Annotated in this window: 14 protein-coding genes; 7 read left to right on the forward strand and 7 right to left on the reverse strand. The window is 41.5% G+C overall.

The window, feature by feature from the left end; all coding sequences use genetic code 11:
- Position 1 precedes the first annotated feature (1 nt).
- The 3 genes from HW120_RS12210 to HW120_RS12220 all read right to left on the reverse strand — a co-directional run bounded on the left by HW120_RS12210 (position 2) and on the right by HW120_RS12220 (position 2,459).
- Complete coding sequence (locus tag HW120_RS12210; RefSeq protein ID WP_177734377.1) at positions 2 to 883, reverse strand: pirin family protein; 882 nt, start codon at positions 881 to 883, stop codon at positions 2 to 4.
- A gap of 18 nt (positions 884 to 901) precedes the next feature.
- Positions 902 to 1,780, reverse strand: coding sequence for a pirin family protein (locus HW120_RS12215; protein ID WP_177734378.1), 879 nt, complete (start codon positions 1,778 to 1,780; stop codon positions 902 to 904).
- A gap of 76 nt (positions 1,781 to 1,856) precedes the next feature.
- Complete coding sequence (locus HW120_RS12220) at positions 1,857 to 2,459, reverse strand: Crp/Fnr family transcriptional regulator (RefSeq protein WP_177734379.1); 603 nt, start codon at positions 2,457 to 2,459, stop codon at positions 1,857 to 1,859.
- 204 nt (positions 2,460 to 2,663) lie between these two features.
- Here HW120_RS12220 and pyrR point away from each other — a divergent pair, with 204 nt between their 5' ends.
- The 7 genes from pyrR (at position 2,664) to HW120_RS12255 (ending at position 7,759) form a co-directional block, all read left to right on the forward strand.
- Positions 2,664 to 3,224 carry a bifunctional pyr operon transcriptional regulator/uracil phosphoribosyltransferase PyrR gene (gene pyrR / locus HW120_RS12225; protein ID WP_177734380.1) on the forward strand — a complete coding sequence of 187 codons (561 nt, stop codon included), beginning with the start codon at positions 2,664 to 2,666 and terminating at the stop codon, positions 3,222 to 3,224.
- A gap of 21 nt (positions 3,225 to 3,245) precedes the next feature.
- Positions 3,246 to 4,172 (forward strand): aspartate carbamoyltransferase catalytic subunit, encoded by a 927-nt coding sequence (locus tag HW120_RS12230; RefSeq protein ID WP_177734381.1) that lies wholly within the window; start codon positions 3,246 to 3,248, stop codon positions 4,170 to 4,172.
- Positions 4,173 to 4,626: 454 nt separating this feature from the next.
- On the forward strand, positions 4,627 to 5,055 hold the full coding sequence (locus tag HW120_RS12235; protein ID WP_177734382.1) for a hypothetical protein: 429 nt from the start codon (positions 4,627 to 4,629) through the stop codon (positions 5,053 to 5,055).
- A 71-nt stretch (positions 5,056 to 5,126) separates the two neighbouring features.
- The gene (locus HW120_RS12240) at positions 5,127 to 5,459 is read left to right on the forward strand and encodes a ribonuclease Z (RefSeq protein WP_177734383.1); all 333 of its coding nucleotides are present in this window, start codon (positions 5,127 to 5,129) and stop codon (positions 5,457 to 5,459) included.
- A gap of 14 nt (positions 5,460 to 5,473) precedes the next feature.
- The gene (locus HW120_RS12245) at positions 5,474 to 6,379 is read left to right on the forward strand and encodes a ribonuclease Z (protein WP_177734384.1); all 906 of its coding nucleotides are present in this window, start codon (positions 5,474 to 5,476) and stop codon (positions 6,377 to 6,379) included.
- Between the two features lie 92 nt (positions 6,380 to 6,471).
- Positions 6,472 to 7,116 (forward strand): pyridoxamine 5'-phosphate oxidase, encoded by a 645-nt coding sequence (gene pdxH, locus HW120_RS12250; RefSeq protein WP_177734385.1) that lies wholly within the window; start codon positions 6,472 to 6,474, stop codon positions 7,114 to 7,116.
- A gap of 154 nt (positions 7,117 to 7,270) precedes the next feature.
- A complete protein-coding gene (locus tag HW120_RS12255; RefSeq protein WP_177734386.1) occupies positions 7,271 to 7,759 on the forward strand; it encodes a CAP domain-containing protein in 489 nt (162 codons plus the stop codon).
- Between the two features lie 71 nt (positions 7,760 to 7,830).
- Here the strand turns inward: HW120_RS12255 and HW120_RS12260 are convergent, their stop codons facing one another.
- The 4 genes from HW120_RS12260 to HW120_RS12275 are packed head-to-tail and all read right to left on the reverse strand — an operon-like array spanning position 7,831 to position 19,605.
- A complete protein-coding gene (locus HW120_RS12260) occupies positions 7,831 to 9,753 on the reverse strand; it encodes an OmpA family protein (protein WP_177734387.1) in 1,923 nt (640 codons plus the stop codon).
- 12 nt (positions 9,754 to 9,765) lie between these two features.
- Entirely contained in the window at positions 9,766 to 10,677 is a 912-nt protein-coding gene (locus HW120_RS12265) for a PorP/SprF family type IX secretion system membrane protein (protein WP_177734388.1), read from the reverse strand.
- 41 nt (positions 10,678 to 10,718) lie between these two features.
- Positions 10,719 to 19,091, reverse strand: coding sequence for an HYR-like domain-containing protein (locus tag HW120_RS12270; protein WP_177734389.1), 8,373 nt, complete (start codon positions 19,089 to 19,091; stop codon positions 10,719 to 10,721).
- A 25-nt stretch (positions 19,092 to 19,116) separates the two neighbouring features.
- Positions 19,117 to 19,605, reverse strand: a complete 489-nt coding sequence (locus tag HW120_RS12275; protein WP_177734390.1) for a hypothetical protein — start codon at positions 19,603 to 19,605, stop codon at positions 19,117 to 19,119.
- Positions 19,606 to 19,833: the final 228 nt, after the last annotated feature.

Genomic DNA, 19,833 nt, shown 5'->3' on the forward strand with positions numbered 1-19,833 from the left:
TTTAAAATTTAGGAGGTGGTGGTAAAGGGACAAATTCTGTTTCACCGGGTACTTTCGGGAATTCCTGTTTTTGCCAGCGCTCTTTCGCTTCTTCAATCAGTTCTTTACTGGAAGCTACGAAGTTCCAGAAAATAAAATGCTCTTCGGGAAATGCCTCACCGCCAAAAATATATACGGTTGTATTGGCTGCCATTTCAAATTCACACAGGGTGCTGTCTTTGGCAATCAGGATCTGTTTGGGTTCAAAAACAGTACCGTCACTGGTAATGCTGCCTTCCAGGATGTATAGCGCACTTTCACCAAACAGGTCTTTTCCGATGTTTACTTTTTGTGCTCCGGTACTTTTAATTTCAATAAAGTACAGCGGACTGTAAACCGGTACAGGCGATTTTTTACCAAAGGCTTCCCCGGCAATCAGCTTTATCGATAATCCGCCTTCATTCCAGTGTGGCAGGTCCTCTTTGTCCACATGTACAAAAGAAGGTTCCATCTGTTCCAGATCCTTAGGCAGAGCCACCCAAATTTGCAATCCGTGCAGCATTTTGTCGGATGTTCTTAAATATTGCGGCGTTCTTTCGGAATGTACGATACCGTTTCCGGCGGTCATCCAGTTCACAGCACCCGGTTGGATTTCAATATCGGAACCCAGACTGTCTTTGTGCTGTATACTGCCTTCAAAAAGATAGGTCAGTGTAGACAATCCGATATGCGGATGCGGCGCAACATCAAGATTCTGATAATCTTTTAAATGTGCCGGCCCCATATGATCGATAAAAGCAAAAGGACCAACGGTTCGCTTTTCACGAAAGGGAAGGAGGCGCCCTACCATAAAGTTGCCAATATCGGCAGCACGCTCCTCAATAATTAATTTGATGTTTGACATAGTCTGTATTTTAAAAAATTAGTCTTCCAGATACCCGAACCGTCCCATGTTTACATCTTCAAATGCCTGAATGATCTCTTCACGGGTGTTCATTACAAACGGTCCGTGAGCAACAATGGGCTCGTTGATCGGTTCACCGCTTAAAACCAGTACGATAGCATTTTCAAGGGCTTCAATCGTAAATGTTTCGCCTTTATTTTCAAACAAAGCCAGATGATCGGTAGGAACAACTTCGCTGTCGTTTATTTTAATGCTTCCTTCAATTACCAGTAAAGCAGTATTGTAATGTGCCGGAAAGCTAAAAAGAGCTTTTCCGCCTTTATTCAGTTTAGCATTTTGCAGGTTTACCGGCGTAAATGTCGAAGCAGCACCTTTAACATCCTGATATTGCCCGGCAATAACTTCGATAATTCCGGCATTATCCGGTAATTCAAATTTATTAATGGCATCATTCGTGATTCCCTGGTATTTTGGCTGGGACATTTTATCTTTTGCCGGAAGGTTTACCCACAATTGGACCATCTGAAAATCACCGCCGGTTTTGCTGAATTCTTTTTCGTGGTATTCTTTGTGCAAAACACCGGAGGCCGCGGTCATCCATTGTACGTCGCCTTCACCAATCACACCGCTGTTGCCCGAACTGTCATGGTGTGCCACTTTCCCTTTATAGGCAATGGTTACCGTTTCAAATCCCCTGTGCGGATGAACTCCGACACCTCTTGGAATTTCGGTAGGTGAAAAATGATATTTCGAATTGTAATCCATCATGATAAACGGACTCATGCGTTCCATATCCAGATGATAACCGCTTGGGATAAAGTTGTGAACTCTAAAGCCGTCGCCCACAAAGTGCGGAGCTCTTGGCGCTACTACTATTTCAATATTTTTTGTTGCCATTTTGTTTTCTTATTTAAAAGTTACAGTACAAAATTACTATCACAGCAATTGCTGTACATTGATGTATGGTAAGAAATCAATACGGCTTAAAATTCCGTTTGGCCAGTTCTTTCCGTACACGGCTCAGGCTTTCGGGTGTAATGCCCAAATAGGAAGCGATCATCCATTGCGGAACGCGCAGCATCAGGTCGGGATAAAGCCGGATAAAATCCAGATAGCGCTGTTCTGCCGTGGCGCCTAATAACAGGTTGATTCTTTTTTGTAAATGACGGATATGGTTCTGCAGGGCTTTTTCATTGAACAATCGAAACGACAGGCTAATTTCGGAAGCTTTATTGATAAACTCCTGGTCGAGAAAAATAAAAGTTGTCTCTTCAATGGCATCGATATAAAAATCGGATGGCTCGTTAAAAAAGATACTGCTGCGGTCACTGATGATCCAGTTTTCGGAAGCAAACTGAATAATATGTTCCTTTCCGGAATGGTCAATGGTATAAGAGCGCAACAGGCCGTTTTCTACAAAAAAGGAGTGATGGCAAATTTCTCCCGGATTTAATAAAACGGTTCCTTTGGCAATTGTTTGGGTTTTTATCGCATCGGTCAGCAATAAAAACTGATCGGCTGTAATGCCTGCTTTTGCCTGTAAATAGGTTTTAAAATTGTTGTTTGCTGGTACCATGCAGTAGGGCTCTAATAGATACTCTCAAAGGTACGGAGAATTTTCGGGAGAAAAAGAATCTGGTAAAAACGGAGTAGGTAACAGAACCGATTTACTTTGTTAAAAAATGATTATTAGCGGTATAAATTTTAAATTTTTCAAATGAGCAAATTCTGTGATTAACAAATTTATTGTACTTTTACCACCCAAACACAACACTTCATTATGAGTCAAAAAATATTGCTTACTTCGAAAGAAGTCAATATCATTCTGCATCGTTTGGCCTGTCAGTTAATCGAAAAACACCTTGATTTTTCAAATACAATTCTTATTGGGATTCAGCCGAGAGGTAAATATTTAGCAGAACGAATCAAACAACTTTTAGAAGAAGAATACCACGTAAACCATGTTCCGCTGGGATTTTTGGACATTACCTTTTTCAGAGACGATTTCCGTAGAAATGAAAAACCGCTGGAAGCCAACAAGACCCAGATTGATTTTCTGGTAGAAGATAAAAAGGTCGTTTTTGTAGACGATGTTTTATTTACCGGACGCAGTATCCGTTCGGCTTTGACTGCTATTCAGTCTTTTGGCAGACCGTCAGAAATTGAACTACTGGTATTGATTGACCGTCGTTTTAGCCGTCATTTGCCAATACAGCCGGATTATCGCGGCCGCCAGGTAGATGTAATCAACAACGAAAAAGTAATCGTAAACTGGAAACAGAACGAAGGAGAAGATGAAGATGAAGTACTTTTAGTGTCTAAACCTGTAACTAACAACTAACTAACCCGCAACAACACAACAATGAAAGAGTTAAGTGTCAATCATTTACTTGGAATAAAATACATCAACAAAAACGATATTGATTTAATCTTTGAAACGGCAGATCATTTTAAAGAAGTTATCAATCGTCCTATCAAAAAAGTACCGTCTTTACGGGATATAACCATTGCCAATATCTTTTTTGAAAACAGTACCCGTACCAAATTATCTTTTGAATTAGCACAGAAAAGACTATCGGCAGATGTGATCAGTTTTTCTGCTGCACAGTCCTCGGTTAAAAAAGGAGAAACGCTAATTGATACCGTAAACAATATCTTATCGATGAAAGTGGATATGGTGGTGATGCGCCACAGCAATCCCGGTGCCGCCCATTTTTTATCCCAAAATGTAAAAGCGAGTATTGTGAATGCCGGCGACGGTGCTCACGAGCATCCTACGCAGGCTTTACTGGACAGTTTTTCTATCCGGGAAAAATTGGGAGAAGTAGGCGGAAAGAAAGTGGTGATCGTAGGGGATGTTCTGCATTCCCGTGTAGCCTTATCAAACATCTTTGCTTTGCAGATGCAGGGTGCAGAAGTTAAAGTATGCGGACCGAAAACCCTGATCCCGAAATATATTGAAAGCCTTGGAGTAACCGTTGAACCAAACCTGCGTAAAGCATTAGAATGGTGTGATGTAGCAAATATGCTTCGGGTGCAAAACGAACGTATGGATGTGAACTATTTCCCATCTACAAGAGAATACGCACAGCAATATGGTGTTGACAAAGCCTTACTGGATTCGTTAAATAAAGAAATTATCATCATGCACCCGGGACCAATTAACCGCGGGGTGGAAATTACATCGGATGTTGCCGATTCGCAGCAATCCGTAATTTTAAACCAGGTAGAAAACGGAGTTGCTATCCGAATGGCGGTTATCTATTTATTAGCCTCAAAAATCAAATAATACATAATGAAAAAATGGCTGGTTTTACTTCTAATCCCTTTTCTGTTTTCAGGATGTACGCTGGCAGAATTTTTCTGTATTAGAAATTATACCAACAAACCCATATTAATAATGTTTCCCCGGCATGTTTTCCATAACGGCTATGAAATATTAATAAAACACAGGCTCATTGATGAAACGGAGATTAAAAGTGATTTGTTTTTAAAAGGTTTTATAACGCATAAGACTGACATTAAAAATAATAAGATTACTTTTATTATTCCGGAAAAGAGTACTGTTTACCTGGAAAGGTTTAAAAAAAGTTTTAAGCATATAACGATTAAACCGGCTGCAGCCAATAAAGACTATATTGTTAAAAATAAAAAACAGATTTACAAACCTAATATGATGAGTGCTGTATATTGCACAGATATAGAGGAGGTTAAAAACTAAAGGAACTTATTTTGTTTTGATAATGAATGAAGATAATAAGAAAAAAATTGCTTTAGGCTTTATTTTAGGATTTGCAGTGATCTTTACGATAATCATTGGCGTAAAATACCTGATGAAGCCTTCTATCGATAATGATCTGATATCCATGTCGCATGAAGTGAACCGGAAGTGTCCTATTTTTGTTGACAAAGAAACCCGTCTGGATAATGCCAATGTTTTACCCAATAAAGTCTTCCAGTATAATTACACCCTGGTCAACCTGGTTAAAGAACAGGTAGATGTAGACGAAGCACAGAAAGTTATTGCCCCTAATCTGATTAATAGTGTAAAAACCAGCCCTGATATGAAAAAATTCAGGGATAATAATGTGAAACTTATTTATGCTTACCGGGACAAAAACGGTAAATCCCTATTTAAAATATTCATCACTCCGGAAATGTATAATGATTAAAACGCCCGGAGTTCATAAAAAATAGTAATTTAGCAGTTGTATTGATATAAAAGACTCATTTTTATAAGCACATGAAAGTAGACGAAAAAGGACATACTATAATTATTAAAGACACTGAAGGGGAAGTAAATACCTTTTTAGAAAAGGTGAGCAGCCAGCACAATAATTTTAAAGATTTTAACCTGGTTTTAGATGTAACACAGGATAAAAGTGTCGATTTAAAAGCGATCAAACTGTTTACACCTTTGTCTAAAATACATAAAAAAGGAAAGAAATCCTTTGTGATCGTAGCGGAAAATATCGATTTCAATGATGTTCCGGCTTCGCTATTAGTGGTTCCTACACTTTTAGAAGCGCATGACATGATTGAAATGGAAGAGATAGAGCGCGATTTAGGATTTTAACCGCAAAACTGCCGATGAAACTGACCATATTGGGCTGTTATGCCGCAACACCACGAACAATTACCAATCCGACAGCACAGGTTCTGGAAATTAAAAACCGGATGTTTCTGATTGACTGCGGTGAAGGAACACAGGTACAGCTTCGGAAAAATAAAATAAAATTCTCCCGTATCGAGCACATCTTTATTTCCCATTTGCATGGCGACCATTTCTATGGTCTGGTGGGACTGATTTCCACCTTTATGCTGTTAAACAGGGTGAGCGATTTACATGTTTACGGACCAAAAGGAATCAAGGAAGTTATTTTACTACAATTGCGGCTTTCCGGCTCTTTTACAGGCTATAACCTGTATTTCCATGAATTGGAAAGTACCGAGAGTGAAGTTATTTATGAAGACGAAAAAGTTATTGTGAAAACAATTCCTTTAAAGCATAGGGTTTATACCAATGGCTTTTTGTTTCAGGAAAAAAACAAAGAACGCAAACTCGATATCAATACCATATTAAACTACAATATTGAACAGTGCTATTACCAGAAGATCAAAAACGGTGGTGATATCACTTTAGATGACGGCACGGTGATCCCTAATGCCCAACTTACATTTGACCCGGAACCGGAAAAAAGCTATGCGTTTTGCTCCGATACTGTTTATGATGAAACCATAGTGCCTTATCTTAAAAACGTAAGTGTCCTATACCACGAAAGTACCTTCCTGGAAACGGAAGCACATCTGGCAGGAAAAACCATGCATACCACGGCAAAACAGGCAGCAGCGATAGCAAAGCTTGCCAATGCCGGTCAGCTGGTTATGGGACATTATTCCACGCGGTATGAAAGCATAGCGCATTTTAAAGATGAAGCACAAACTATATTTCCGCATATTTTATTGGCAGACGATGGTAAGTCGTTTGAATTCTAATGGTTAACTATCCTTATAAAACAAGGATTTTTCCGTTCGAAAAAGCCAAAAACGCAGTAAATTAGTGCTCTGAAATTTTTTACTTTAAAGTCATGAGTGATTTAAGCAACTATAGAAAATCCTACGAAAAGAAAGCCTTAGTGGAAACGGATATACCGGAAGATCCGATTAACCTGTTCCAGAAGTGGTTTTATGAAGTAGAAGAGTTTGGTGGTATTGAAGAAGTAAATGCCATGACGGTTGCGACTATCGGTTTGGACGGATTTCCAAAATCGAGAGTCGTTTTATTAAAAAAATTCAACGAAGAAGGCTTTATTTTCTTCACCAATTATAATTCCGAAAAAGGGAAAGCCATTTCCCATAATCCGCATATCTGTCTGTCTTTCTTTTGGCCCACAGCCGAGCGCCAGGTAATCATTAAGGGCATAGCCGAAAAAACATCGGAGCTGGTTTCCGATGGTTATTTTGACAGCCGTCCGGACGGAAGTAAACTGGGTGCCATTGTTTCGGCCCAAAGTGACGTAATTCCATCACGGGAATATCTGGAAGAAAATCTTAAAAAACTGGAACAGGAATATGAAGGAAAAGAAATTCCGCGGCCACAACATTGGGGCGGTTTCCTGGTTCGTCCGGTAGAAGTGGAATTCTGGCAGGGAAGACCCAACCGCCTGCACGACCGCATACGCTATAAATTGCAGGAAGATTACTACTGGAAAATAGAACGACTTTCGTCGTAAAGCCCATTTTAAGGTTTAAGTGTTAAAATTTAAGGTATTTTATCGATTTTTTTTGCAGGTAATCGATATTAGGATACTTTTGTACCTGTTATTTGCTGTTATATAGACAGTTATAACATGCCCCAATATTACATACTTAAACTAATAAATGTATATGAAGCTATTTCGTTGCACATTACTTGTGTGCTTTTTTATGATGTTGATTTCCTGTTCAACGGATAGTGCTAATGAGACGATCGACACGCCTAAAGTTGTAAATGATTTTACCTATAATCAGGAAGAACTTCAGATTGAACAAAAATTAAACAGTTACAGAGCCAGTAAAGGACTGGCACCTTTGAGCAGAATCAATCATATATCGCATGTTTCGGAAGGACATGACAATTATATGATTTCGACTAAAACAGTTGACCATTCGTATTTTGAAGAAAGAGAGCAGAACTTAAAAGCCACATTAGGAGCGAAAAGAGTAGGCGAGAACATTGCTTACGGTTACAGCACTATTGATGCCACTTTTAACGCCTGGCTAAACAGTGATCTTCATAAAATGAATATCGAAGGGGATTATACCAATTTTGGTGTTGCCGTGCGAAAAGATGCAAACGGCGATATGTATATCACCAATATGTTTATTAAAAAATAACCAACCAGGAGTATACAATACAAAAGCATCCTTTTTGAAGGGATGCTTTTGCTGTTAATAGGGGGGCTTTATTACATTTTTATAACAATAAATTCACTGCGTCTGTTTTTCTGATGTTCGGCTTCCGAGCAGGGAACACCATCCGAACAACCGTTAACCAATCGGGTTTCGCCATAACCTTTAGCCGTTAAGCGGTTTCTTTCGATACCATTTTTAACCATATACTCTAAAGTCGATTTGGCTCTTCGGTCGGACAAACGTTCGTTGTACTGGTGTGTCTGACGGCTGTCTGTATGGGAACGGATATCCACGACCATCGTTGGATGTTCTTTCATCACAGCAATTACTTTTTGTAAATCTACAGCGGCATCCGGACGGATATTCCATTTGTCCAGGTCAAAATAAATGATTTCGATATCCAGTACTTTTGCCAGATCGGTTCCCACTTCAATCGGGATAACGCGTTTTTCAAGGGCAATATCCACAACTGTTTCCCCGGATTTGGCCGGTATGGTTACATTTACTTCTTTGGTTTCATAATCGGTATTTTCAGCCCTTACATAATATCTCTTATCACAATCGATGGTTTCAAAAGTATAATGTCCGTTGCTATCGGTCATCCGGCTGCCCATTTCCTTCATATTGGAATCAAACAGGGTGACTTTGGCATTCAAGAGCGGTAAACCGCTTTCTTTATCGGTAATTGTACCTTTTAGGATCTGGTCGCATCGCAGTTCCCGGAATTTATAAATATCATCCGATCCCATTCCGCCTTCACGGTTCGAGCTGAAATATCCCATTTGTGCCCGGGTATCCACGATATAAGCAAAATCATCTTTAGGACTGTTCACGGGACTTCCCAGATTTTCCGGAGCAGAAAAACTGCCGTCAGCATTCATTTTCGATTTGAAAACATCCAGTCCGCCAATGCCCAAATGACCGTCGGAGGCAAAGTACAGCTCATTTTTCAGCGATACAAACGGAAAGGATTCCCTGCCGGTAGTATTGATTGCTTTACCGAGGTTTTCCGGTTTACCATAGGTTCCGTTGCTATTGATGGCTACTTTATAAATATCTGAAGCACCGGATGTTCCCGGCATGTCTGATGAAAAATAAAGTGTTTTTTCATCCGGGCTTAACGCCGGATGCGCCACACTGTAATTGTTGTTGTTAAACGGCAATTCTTTAATATCGTCCCATTTTCCGTTCACTAAAGATGCTTTATAGATTTTCAGCTTGATAATGCGGTCGCTGCTTTTTCCTTTTTTACCATCGTTATAATTGTTACGGGTAAAATACATCGTGTTTCCATCTTTGGTAAATACCGGAGTCGATTCATGAAAACGGGTATCTATCGAGCTTGAAAATTTTACGGCAGGATCCAAAAAACCTTCTCCTGCAATCCTGGCCGTATAGAGTTTTGTAAAATACTGGTTGGTCCATTTGTGTTTTCTTTGAAACACGCCGCCGGTATCGCGGGCAGAAGCAAATACCACATCTTCTCCGTAGAAAGCAGATCCGTAATCGGAATATTTCGAATTTGTACCGGAATTTTCAACCTGGTAGCGTCCGGAATCTTTGGATAACCGCTGGATATAATCGGGATTAGCCAGCAGCTCCTTACCGATAGGATCATTTGTTTTCTGGGAAAACGTTTGCAGCATCTTATCGGCTTCATCATATTTCCCTACAGATTTCAGTGCCTGGGAATATCGGAAATAATATTCCGGATCCACAGCCTGGTTAAGGGCAAAAAGTTCCCGGTACCATTTTTCAGCTTTATCCAGTTCTCCGTTGAAATAATAGGCATTTCCAAGTTTTTCAAACAGATTAACGGATTTATATCCTTTATCGGCTACTTTTTCATAAACGGCAATAGCATCAATATAGGCATATTTGTCATATTTCTTATTGGCATTATTGAGCCTCGAATTCTGAGCAAATCCTGAGAGCATACCAATAAAAGTAAATAGAAGTATAGTTTTGATTTTCATGACGTCAGGGTTTTAAAAGAATCGGGGTGTTAACACTCTGTTGTAGTTGTTCAAAAATTCAAATCGCAGGAATATTTCATGGGAACCGGAGTTGTAATTTGCCAGGCGGGTTGTTTCCGCATCATAGGCATAACCGATAAACCAGGAATCTGTGATTTGAAATCCAGCCAAAGCACTCACAGCGGCATCCCATCTGTAGGCTACGCCAAGAGTTAACTTATCAGAGATCAGGAAGTTTCCGGAAACGTCCACTTGTAATGGTGCTCCTTCAACAGCTTTTACCAATAAAGCAGGTTTGAATTTTAATTCCGTGCTAAAGTCAAATACGTGACCGGCAATGAAATAATAATGCAGACGCTCTTTGGTTACAGAAACCGAATTGTCTTTATAATGTTTGGTTTCCAGAAAGTTCGGAACAGACAAACCGAAATAAGTATTGTCAGAGTGAACGTATATCCCGGTTCCTACATTCGGACTAAAGTCCATATTCAGGTTCTGGAACTGCGGATCACCCTGGTGCTGAATGTTCAGTTTGTTAACATCGATGCTAAACAGGTTTGCTGTTGCTTTTACGCCAAAGGAAATTTTATAATCCCCGGAAGTCTGGATAGTATAAGATACATCAAGAGAAATATTGTTTTCTGTGGAAGGACCGATTTTATCGTTTAAAAAGGAAAGACCAAGTCCTACATTAGAATTGTTGATAGGTGTATTGATGGAGGCCGCACCGGTGGTGGGCGCTCCATCTAATCCTACCCATTGTCTTCTGTACATCCCATAAACGCTCATTACACCACGGGAACCGGCATAACCAGGATTTATGTTAATGGTATTGTACATATACTGAGTATATTGAGAGTCTTGTTGTGAATAACCTGTCACACTGATCAATATAAAAACGAATATTATAATTTGTGTTTTCATGTACACCGTAATTTAAATTGAACTAAAAAATTGATACGGAACTATCTATTAAGATATAAATAACCTGCTTTATCGAAGTTGGTTCCTTTTTCATCTTTATATTTTAAAATATAATAATACGTTCCGTCCGGTAATTCTGCGCCTCTGTCAATAGTGGCACGACCTTCAGATACACCAGCAAATACTTTGGTGGTATTGTTATAACCATCTGTACTAAACACTAATATACCCCATCTGTTGTAAATTTCAACATTATTTTCCGGATAACATAAAATTCCGTCAATAAAGAAAACATCGTTATAACCGTCATTATTTGGCGATACCGCATTGTAAACAGTGATCGAACAGGCTGGTAATACAATACATCTGTCGTGTACTTCAATATTTATTTCAAATACTTTAGGACAGTCTCCATCCGAGATAGTATAGCGGACAATATAGTTTCCTAAAGCGGCCTGATGCGGATTGAAGATACTTCCTTCCAGTGCTGTTCCGGCATTCGGACTTGACCAGGTGCCATTTTGAGCGGTGCCTTCCGGCAGTAATGTGAAAAGATTAACGGGTTCATCATTGATACAGATTGTTTTCGCAATTACGGTCAACGGATTCTCAATACTAACAGTAACCGTTTGGGTAAAAGTAGCTGTATTAAAACAAGTATCGCTTACCGTCCATGTTCTGATAATAACATAAGAGCCGGCGGTTTGATTGCCTGTATTTTCAGAATATGCTACCGTTACCGTTGCACCACAATTGTCTGTAAATGTCAATTCCGGAACAGGTGGAATAGCGGTACAAACAGCATTTACTTCCGTTTCTAATGCCGAAGCTAAAACCGGAGCGGTATCATCAGAAACCGTTATCAGCTGTATGCTGTTTGAAGTATTGCCACAGGTATCGGTAAATGTCCAGGTACGGGTAATGATATACGAATTAGGACACTCACCTTGTGTGGTACTATCCTGTCCTTGTACGGTAATTTCACCGGAACAGCTGTCATTCGCAGTCAGACTGATCATTTCCGGAATTTGTCCGCCGCAAGATACAGTTACATCAGCCGGAGCCGTTGGAGCTACCGGAGGAATGGTATCGCTTACATTGATGGTTTGCGATACGGAAGCACTGTTGCCACAGGCATCTACAAATGTCCATGTTCTGGTAATGCTATAAGAACCGGGACAGTTACCGGGAACAGTGGAATCTTGTCCCTGTACGGTGATTTCACCGGAACAGTTATCATTAGCGGTCAGGCTAATCATTGCCGGTATGTCATTGCTACAAGCTACTGTTACACTTTCAGGAGCAGTTGGAACAACCGGAGCTATAGTATCATTAACATTGATAGTTTGTGATACAGACGCACTGTTACCACAGGCATCCACAAAGGTCCAGGTACGGGTGATTATATAAGAATTCGGACAGTTACCTTGAACGGTTGTGTCTTGCCCTTGTACGGTAATTTCACCGGAACAGTTATCATTAGCGGTCAGGCTAATCATCGCTGGAACATCGGTACTACAGGCAACAGTTATATTCGCTGGTGCAGTTGGAACAACCGGAGCTATAGTATCATTAACATTGATGGTTTGTGATACAGAAGCACTGTTGCCGCAGGCATCCACAAAGGTCCAGGTTCTGGTAATAATATAAGAGTTCGGACAGTTACCTGGAACAGTGGAATCCTGTCCCTGTACGGTAATTTCACCGGAACAATTATCATTAGCGGTCAGGCTGATCATTGCCGGTACGTCATTGCTACAAGCTACTGTTACACTTTCAGGAGCAGTTGGCACCACCGGAGCTACAGTATCATTAACATTGATGGTTTGTGATACAGAAGCACTGTTTCCGCAGGCATCCACAAAGGTCCAGGTACGGGTGATTACATAAGAGCTTGGACAATTACCTTGAACGGTGGCATCCTGTCCCTGTACGGTGATTTCACCGGAACAGTTATCATTAGCGGTCAGGCTAATCATCGCCGGTACGTCAGTACTACAGGCAACAGTTATATTCGCTGGTGCTGTTGGCACTATCGGAGCCACGGTATCATTTACATTAATGGTTTGTGATACTGACGAACTGTTACCACAGGCATCTACAAAGGTCCAGGTACGGGTAATGATATAAGAGCTTGGACAGTTGCCTTGAACGGTTGTATCCTGTCCTTGAACGGTGATTTCACCGGAACAGTTATCATTAGCAGTCAGGCTAATCATCGCCGGTACGTCAGTACTACAAGCTACTGTTATATTCGCTGGTGCTGTTGGTACTACTGGAGCTATAGTATCATTAATATTGATGGTTTGTGATACGGAAGCACTATTGCCGCAGGCATCCACAAAGGTCCAGGTACGGGTGATTACATAAGAGCTTGGACAGTTGCCTTGAACAGTGGAATCCTGTCCCTGTACGGTAATCGCACCGGAACAGTTATCGTTAGCGGTCAGGCTAATCATCGCCGGTACGTCACTGCTACAAGCTACTGTTATATTCGCTGGTGCTGTTGGTACTACTGGAGCTATAGTATCATTTACATTGATGGTTTGTGATACTGAAGCACTGTTACCACAGGCATCTACAAAGGTCCAGGTACGGGTGATTATATAAGAATTCGGACAGTTACCTTGAACGGTTGTGTCTTGCCCTTGTACGGTGATTTCACCGGAACAGTTATCATTAGCGGTCAGGCTAATCATCGCCGGTACGTCAGTACTACAGGCAACAGTTATATTCGCTGGTGCTGTTGGCACTATCGGAGCCACGGTATCATTTACATTAATGGTTTGTGATACTGACGAACTGTTACCACAGGCATCTACAAAGGTCCAGGTACGGGTAATGATATAAGAGCTTGGACAGTTGCCTGGAACAGTGGAATCTTGTCCCTGTACGGTAATCGCACCGGAACAATTATCATTAGCGGTCAGGCTAATCATTGCCGGAACATCAGTACTACAAGCTACGGTTACGTTTGCCGGAGCGGTTGGAGCTACCGGAGGTATAGTATCACTAACTGTAAAAGTTGCCTGAGTAGTAGCTGTATTGCCGCAAGCATCTGTTGCCGTAAAGATTACAACGACACTTTGAGAGCAGTTATTTGTCAGCGGACTAAAGTTGTTGGTCCAGGTAACAGTACTGCAATTATCGTTAGCAGTGGCGCCACCATTGGTGTTTAACCAGTTTTGTAACTGGGATTGGTTGCCCTGACCATCACAACTCACCGCTAAGTTTTGCGCTTGTGCAGTGATTGTAGGCGGGATGTTGTCCAGTACGGTGATAATCTGGTTCTGACTGGCAGCCGTATTTCCGCAGGCATCGGTTAACGTCCATGTTCTGGTTATAGTTTTAGAACCAGGACAATTACCATCGGCGATTACATCGGTATAAGTGGCTTGCAATCCTGTAGAACAATTATCGGCTTCATTGGTTACATCGCCGGTTACAGCAATAGAGGCATCATAACTACAGTTTGCATTGGCATAAATAGTAGTATTGGCCGGAGCGGTAAACGTTGGCGGAATAGTATCATTTACATTAATGGTTTGCGATACAGACGAACTGTTTCCGCAGGCATCCATAAAGGTCCAGGTACGAGTGATTATATAAGAACTTGGACAGTTACCTTGTACGGTTGTATCTTGTCCCTGTACGGTAATGGCACCGGAACAGTTATCATTAGCGGTCAGGCTGATCATCGCCGGAACATCGGTACTACAGGCAACAGTTATATTTGCTGGTGGTGTTGGAACCACCGGAGCTACAGTATCATTTACATTAATGGTTTGAGATACAGAAGCACTGTTACCACAAGCATCCACAAAGGTCCAGATACGAGTGATTACATAAGAGCTTGGACAGTTGCCTTGAACGGTTGTGTCTTGCCCTTGTACGGTGATTTCCCCGGAACAGTTATCATTAGCGGTTAGGCTGATCATCGCCGGTACGTCAGTACTACAGGCAACAGTTATATTCGCTGGTGCTGTTGGCACTATCGGAGCCACGGTATCATTTACATTAATGGTTTGTGATAATGACGAACTGTTACCACAGGCATCTACAAAGGTCCAGGTACGGGTAATGATATAAGAGCTTGGACAGTTGCCTGGAACAGTGGAATCTTGTCCCTGTACGGTAATCGCACCGGAACAATTATCATTAGCGGTCAGGCTAATCATCGCTGGTATATCAGTACTACAGGCTACGGTAACATTTGCCGGAGCGGTTGGAGCCACCGGAGGTATAGTATCACTAACCGTAAAGGTTGCCTGGGTAGTAGCTGTATTGCCACAGGCATCGGTAGCGGTAAAAATCACAACAACGCTTTGAGAGCAGTTATTGGTTAGTGGACTAAAGTTGTTGGTCCAGGTAACGGTACTGCAATTATCGTTAGCAGTGGCGCCACCATTGGTGTTTAACCAGTTTTGTAACTGGGATTGGTTGCCCTGACCATCACAGCTAACCGCTAAGTTTTGCGCTTGTGCAGTGATTGTAGGCGGGATGTTGTCCAGTACAGTAATAATCTGGTTTTGGCTTGCCGCTGTATTGCCGCAGGCATCGGTTAAGGTCCATGTTCTGGTTATGATTTTAGAGCCTAGACAGTTGCCATTAGCAACAGCATCTGTATAAGTGGCTTGTAATCCTGTCGAACAATTGTCGGCTTCATTAGTTACATCACCGGTTACAGCAATAGAAGCATCATAACTACAGTTTGCATTGGCATAAATAGTAGTATTGGCCGGAGTGGTAAACGTTGGCGGAATAGTATCATTTACAGTGATGGTTTGCGATACAGATGAGCTGTTTCCGCAGGTATCCGTAAAGGTCCATGTTCTGGTAATAACATAAGAATTCGGACAGTTACCGGGAACGGTAGCATCTTGTCCCTGTACGGTAATCGCACCGGTACAGTTATCATTAGCAGTAAGGCTAATCATTGCCGGTATATCAGTACTACAGGCTACGGTAACATTTGCCGGAGCGGTGGGTACTACAGGAGGAACGGTATCGCTAACGCTAAAGGTTGCCTGGGTAGTGGCTTTATTGCCACAGGCATCAGTAGCGGTAAAAATCACAACAACGCTTTGCGAACAGTTATTGGTTACCGGACTAAAGTTGTTGGTCCAGGTAACGGTACTGCAATTATCATTAGCGGTAGCGCCACCATTGGAGTTCAGCCAGTTTTGTAATTGGGTCTGATTGCCCTGACCATCACAACTCACTGCTAAGTTTTGCGCTTGTGCGGTAATGGTAGGCGGGGTGTTGTCCAGTACAGTGATAATCTGGTTCTGACTGGCAGCCGCATTGCCGCAGGCATCGGTTAACGTCCATGTTCTGGTTATGATTTTAGAACCAGGACAGTTACCATTAGCAACAGCATCTGTATAAGTGGCTTGTAATCCTGTCGAACAATTGTCAGCTTCATTGGTTACATCGCCGGTTACAGCAACAGAAGCATCATAACTACAGTTTACATTGGCATAAATAGTAGTATTGGCCGGAGCGGTAAATGTTGGCGGTACCGTGTCACTGATTGTAATTGTTTGGGATACGGAAGTACTGTTGCCACACGCATCGGTAAAGGTCCAGGTACGTAAAACAGAGTAATTTCCGGCACAGTTTCCAAAAGTTGTTGCATCAACACCAGCCACATTAATATCATTATCACAGCCGTTTGTTGCTGTTAAATTCATCATTGCCGGAATCTGGCTTCCACAGCTTAAGGTAATATTAGCAGGTGGAGCCGGGGCAACGGGTGGAGTAGTATCTTTAATGGTTATCTGCTGAACAAAATTCAGATTGGTCACGCAGGAACTATTGATTGTAAAAGTTCGGGTAATCACTAACGGACAAGAACCGGATTTTGTATCAACATACGAAATAGTATAGCTCATAGACTGGTTCGTTGTTGTACCGCCGGCAGCTAAAAATTGGGCTAACGTTATTGTAACCGGTGTTTCGCTATAGGCAAGTCCTGTTATCGCATTGGTACTACAGCCTTCCAAAGTATAATTTGCAGGTCCGGTTAAAGTAGGGCTTGCCGTTACAGTAATTTTAAAGGTATAGTAACATCCCGTATTTCCCGGAGGCACACCATAATAGGTCTGGGTTCCTAAAGTTGCAGGAAAAGGGTTGGATGAGGTATATTCTATAGCATTTGCCGTAACCGGATACTGATTATAAAACCGTGTTCCCGGAGGAAAAGCACTGCTGATTTGTGAAACAGCGATACTTCCGTTACTGTTACAGAAGGTAAAGGCTATTTGAGTAGGCGTATTCTGGCAATGCTGACTAACAAAGTTCTGTGAGTCGATATTGACTGTCAACGGATCGGTGAGGGGTTCGCCCTGGCACATACCGGAAGACGTATACCCCTGAATAAAAGGTTTGGTATTGATCACCACACCGGAAATTGCTCCTACACCATTGATATAGCCATAAATAATGGCAGCAGGATGGCAATTCGGATTGGTTAGTATACTACAATCTTCGGTAACTTTTAATTTAAAGGTCAATTCGCCTAAAACATCATTTGGATTTGGAGGTAAGGGTAGTGTGCCGATATTCCATATTACGGAACCATTTGCTCCCTGTGAAGGATCAAAAGATACCGCATTTGGAGTAGGCGCCGGGCTAAACAGTATCGTACCGTTCGCACTGCCGGCAACATAAGTGGTTGTAAAAGGAATCGGGATTTTTACGACGGCATTGTTAATGGCTTCCGTACCCTGATTCTGCACTTTTATTTTATATTCGATCTCCTGGCCGGGTAAAACACTCAACGGGCCAGGGCCAGCCGGAACACCATTAATCGTAAGTACTGAAGCGATTCCTTCAGGATCCGGAACATAAGCATCTACCGCCATGGCAATGGTGTAAATAACATAGGTATCCTGGGTGGAACCGTAACGGAATTTCGTAGCCGTTTGATTATTGGTAATAACAGCATTACCCGCGTTCGGGATGTTAAACATACTGATGTCGAGCCCTGTATTGTTAAGCAGGTTTGGATTCCGGGTATTACCGCCGGTTTGTATGGAGGAATTAAAAAAGTTTCCGGTAGTGTTTCCGCTGTGGTTTAAATCCAGCCAGCTGTTGTCACTTTGTTTCTGGATACTAAAATAGTCCCCGCTGATACCACGGTCGCCTTCACCAGCCATTAAACCTAATTTTAAGTTTACCGGACCGGCCTGAACAGTGTTAAAACCGGAAACCGGCAATTCGAAATTGGTTACCGTATTTCCCTGTACATAAGCATGACCGTCAAATAAGGTAATATCTCTCCATTTCATTTTGGAATTTTCATAGATCACGACAATTCCCCAGCCGCCGTAATAACCGGTAGAACCACCATTGCCTTCAATCATGGCCACATCGGCTACCGTATAATTACCCAAACCGTATTGGATCACATAATCGGTTATTTCGGCATAAGCCGAATACATAAAACCGTCGGATGACTGCGGATAATAAATATCGTTGGTGTTGGCCGTAACCGGAGTATAGCCGGGTGCTCCCGGACCTTTAATGGAAACAACTCTTTTGTCGAAATTTTTGGTTACCGATACTGTAGTCGGAATGGTTCCGGTTACATTGGTATAGGCAAAAGAAGTCGACTGGTATTCCGAGGTCGATCTGTTTTGTCGGGAATCCCTGTCCAGCGCATTTATCGTTAAAGTAATGCCGCCGGATTCGGTATAAATCGTAACCGGATCAAAAGAAACACTTCTGGTATTTCCGGAATTGGTTACTACCTGATTGGTCGGATTGATCCAGCTGCCGCTATTCACTCTGTAGCGGATATACGGACTGGAATTCTGGAACTCAAACTGAACATTATCGCCGTTTCCGGTAAATTCATAGCGGGTATAGTAGCTATTGTTGCTTCCCTGACGGGTCACTGCCATTGAATACTGGGTGTTCGTAATGCTGTTGTTGTGTCCTACAGTCTGATTATTATTAACTGCCTGTGGTGTTCCGGGAACATTTTTAGTAACAGAAAAAGTATCTGGACTGCTGCTGCCGTTGGAAGCTCTTCCGGACCAGTACAAACCTGCATAGATAATTTTGGAACAGCTTGGAATCGCGCCGTTTTCTGTTGAAAATGTCAAAGTAGCCGATGAGGAATTGAACGTATTCGAATCGCTGTCCACATCAACATACTGCATGTCATTATTACTGTTGGCCGTTTCATCTCCATAATTTACCAGCGTCAGATTGGTATTTCCAATCATTGTGAAATCGCCCTGAATGCTGTAAATTTTTCGGGTTGGAGAATATTGAGAAGCTCTTTGTGTAAAAGGAACTTTTACCTGCGAAAACGCCTCAATTGAAGAAATCATAAGCAGCAACAGCAATAGGAAACCCAGGCTGTTTGCCGTTTTGATCTTATTTTGATGAGTAAAGTTTTTCATAATCATAGTGTTTATTATAAAACCTTTAACTTGGAATAGAGATGGAATAAATGATTAAATAATCCGTACGATTATTCAGGAAAAGTCTTTTGATGTAATCTTCATTACATTTAAAATCACAGATGATATGGATGTATTTAAGATTCTTAAATTTTCCCAGCTGCGTCAGGTCTATTTTAGAAGCATCATTTACACTGATTTTAATGGTCAGCATTTCGAGTAATGCTGTGTTGTCCATCGTTAACAGCTGTTGGAGCGACCGGACATCTACTTCTGCGCTGGAAATATGCCCCTGGGACAGATCTTTCGTTTTACCGTTCAGAAGATAGAGTTTGGGATGCAGATCTTTTAAAAATGATTTCACCAGATCATAATTAAAACCTGTTTCATTTTTTCCACTTCTATATCCGTCATTCATTAAAGCTTCGTAGGATATAAAAGTCTGGGCTTGCCCAATTTCTGCCGTGAGGAAAAGCAGAAAGAATACTACTTGATAACATTTAAAAGGGTTCATGATCAAATATTTAATTAAATTAGTTTCAGAAAAAAAAGCATAGGAAGTCCCGGGGCGATAAAATCATGCTGTTTTAACACCTGTAGAAAAACCGAAATGTAAAGTCATGGAATAGTTTGCTCGTTTCTGACAAGCAAAAACAATTGTAGACTCAACTGGTAAGTTAAAAGATTTGGAAAGTGGAATTTACAATAGCGCAAATAGCCATTGCAGTCTAAATACCGTTTT

The organism is Flavobacterium inviolabile, from assembly GCF_013389455.1.
Lineage (GTDB): Bacteria > Bacteroidota > Bacteroidia > Flavobacteriales > Flavobacteriaceae > Flavobacterium > Flavobacterium inviolabile.

Excerpts from the sequence above, each read along its gene's own strand:
- pyrR (WP_177734380.1), top strand. The coding sequence starts at position 2,664 with ATGAGTCAAAAAATATTGCTTACTTCGAAAGAAGTCAATATCATTCTG.
- pdxH (WP_177734385.1), top strand. The coding sequence starts at position 6,472 with ATGAGTGATTTAAGCAACTATAGAAAATCCTACGAAAAGAAAGCCTTA.
- HW120_RS12255 (WP_177734386.1), top strand. The coding sequence starts at position 7,271 with ATGAAGCTATTTCGTTGCACATTACTTGTGTGCTTTTTTATGATGTTG.
- HW120_RS12210 (WP_177734377.1), bottom strand. The coding sequence starts at position 883 with ATGTCAAACATCAAATTAATTATTGAGGAGCGTGCTGCCGATATTGGC.
- HW120_RS12275 (WP_177734390.1), bottom strand. The coding sequence starts at position 19,605 with ATGAACCCTTTTAAATGTTATCAAGTAGTATTCTTTCTGCTTTTCCTC.
- HW120_RS12270 (WP_177734389.1), bottom strand. The coding sequence starts at position 19,091 with ATGAAAAACTTTACTCATCAAAATAAGATCAAAACGGCAAACAGCCTG.
- HW120_RS12245 (WP_177734384.1), top strand. The coding sequence starts at position 5,474 with ATGAAACTGACCATATTGGGCTGTTATGCCGCAACACCACGAACAATT.
- HW120_RS12230 (WP_177734381.1), top strand. The coding sequence starts at position 3,246 with ATGAAAGAGTTAAGTGTCAATCATTTACTTGGAATAAAATACATCAAC.
- HW120_RS12235 (WP_177734382.1), top strand. The coding sequence starts at position 4,627 with ATGAATGAAGATAATAAGAAAAAAATTGCTTTAGGCTTTATTTTAGGA.
- HW120_RS12215 (WP_177734378.1), bottom strand. The coding sequence starts at position 1,780 with ATGGCAACAAAAAATATTGAAATAGTAGTAGCGCCAAGAGCTCCGCAC.
- HW120_RS12260 (WP_177734387.1), bottom strand. The coding sequence starts at position 9,753 with ATGAAAATCAAAACTATACTTCTATTTACTTTTATTGGTATGCTCTCA.
- HW120_RS12265 (WP_177734388.1), bottom strand. The coding sequence starts at position 10,677 with ATGAAAACACAAATTATAATATTCGTTTTTATATTGATCAGTGTGACA.
- HW120_RS12220 (WP_177734379.1), bottom strand. The coding sequence starts at position 2,459 with ATGGTACCAGCAAACAACAATTTTAAAACCTATTTACAGGCAAAAGCA.
- HW120_RS12240 (WP_177734383.1), top strand. The coding sequence starts at position 5,127 with ATGAAAGTAGACGAAAAAGGACATACTATAATTATTAAAGACACTGAA.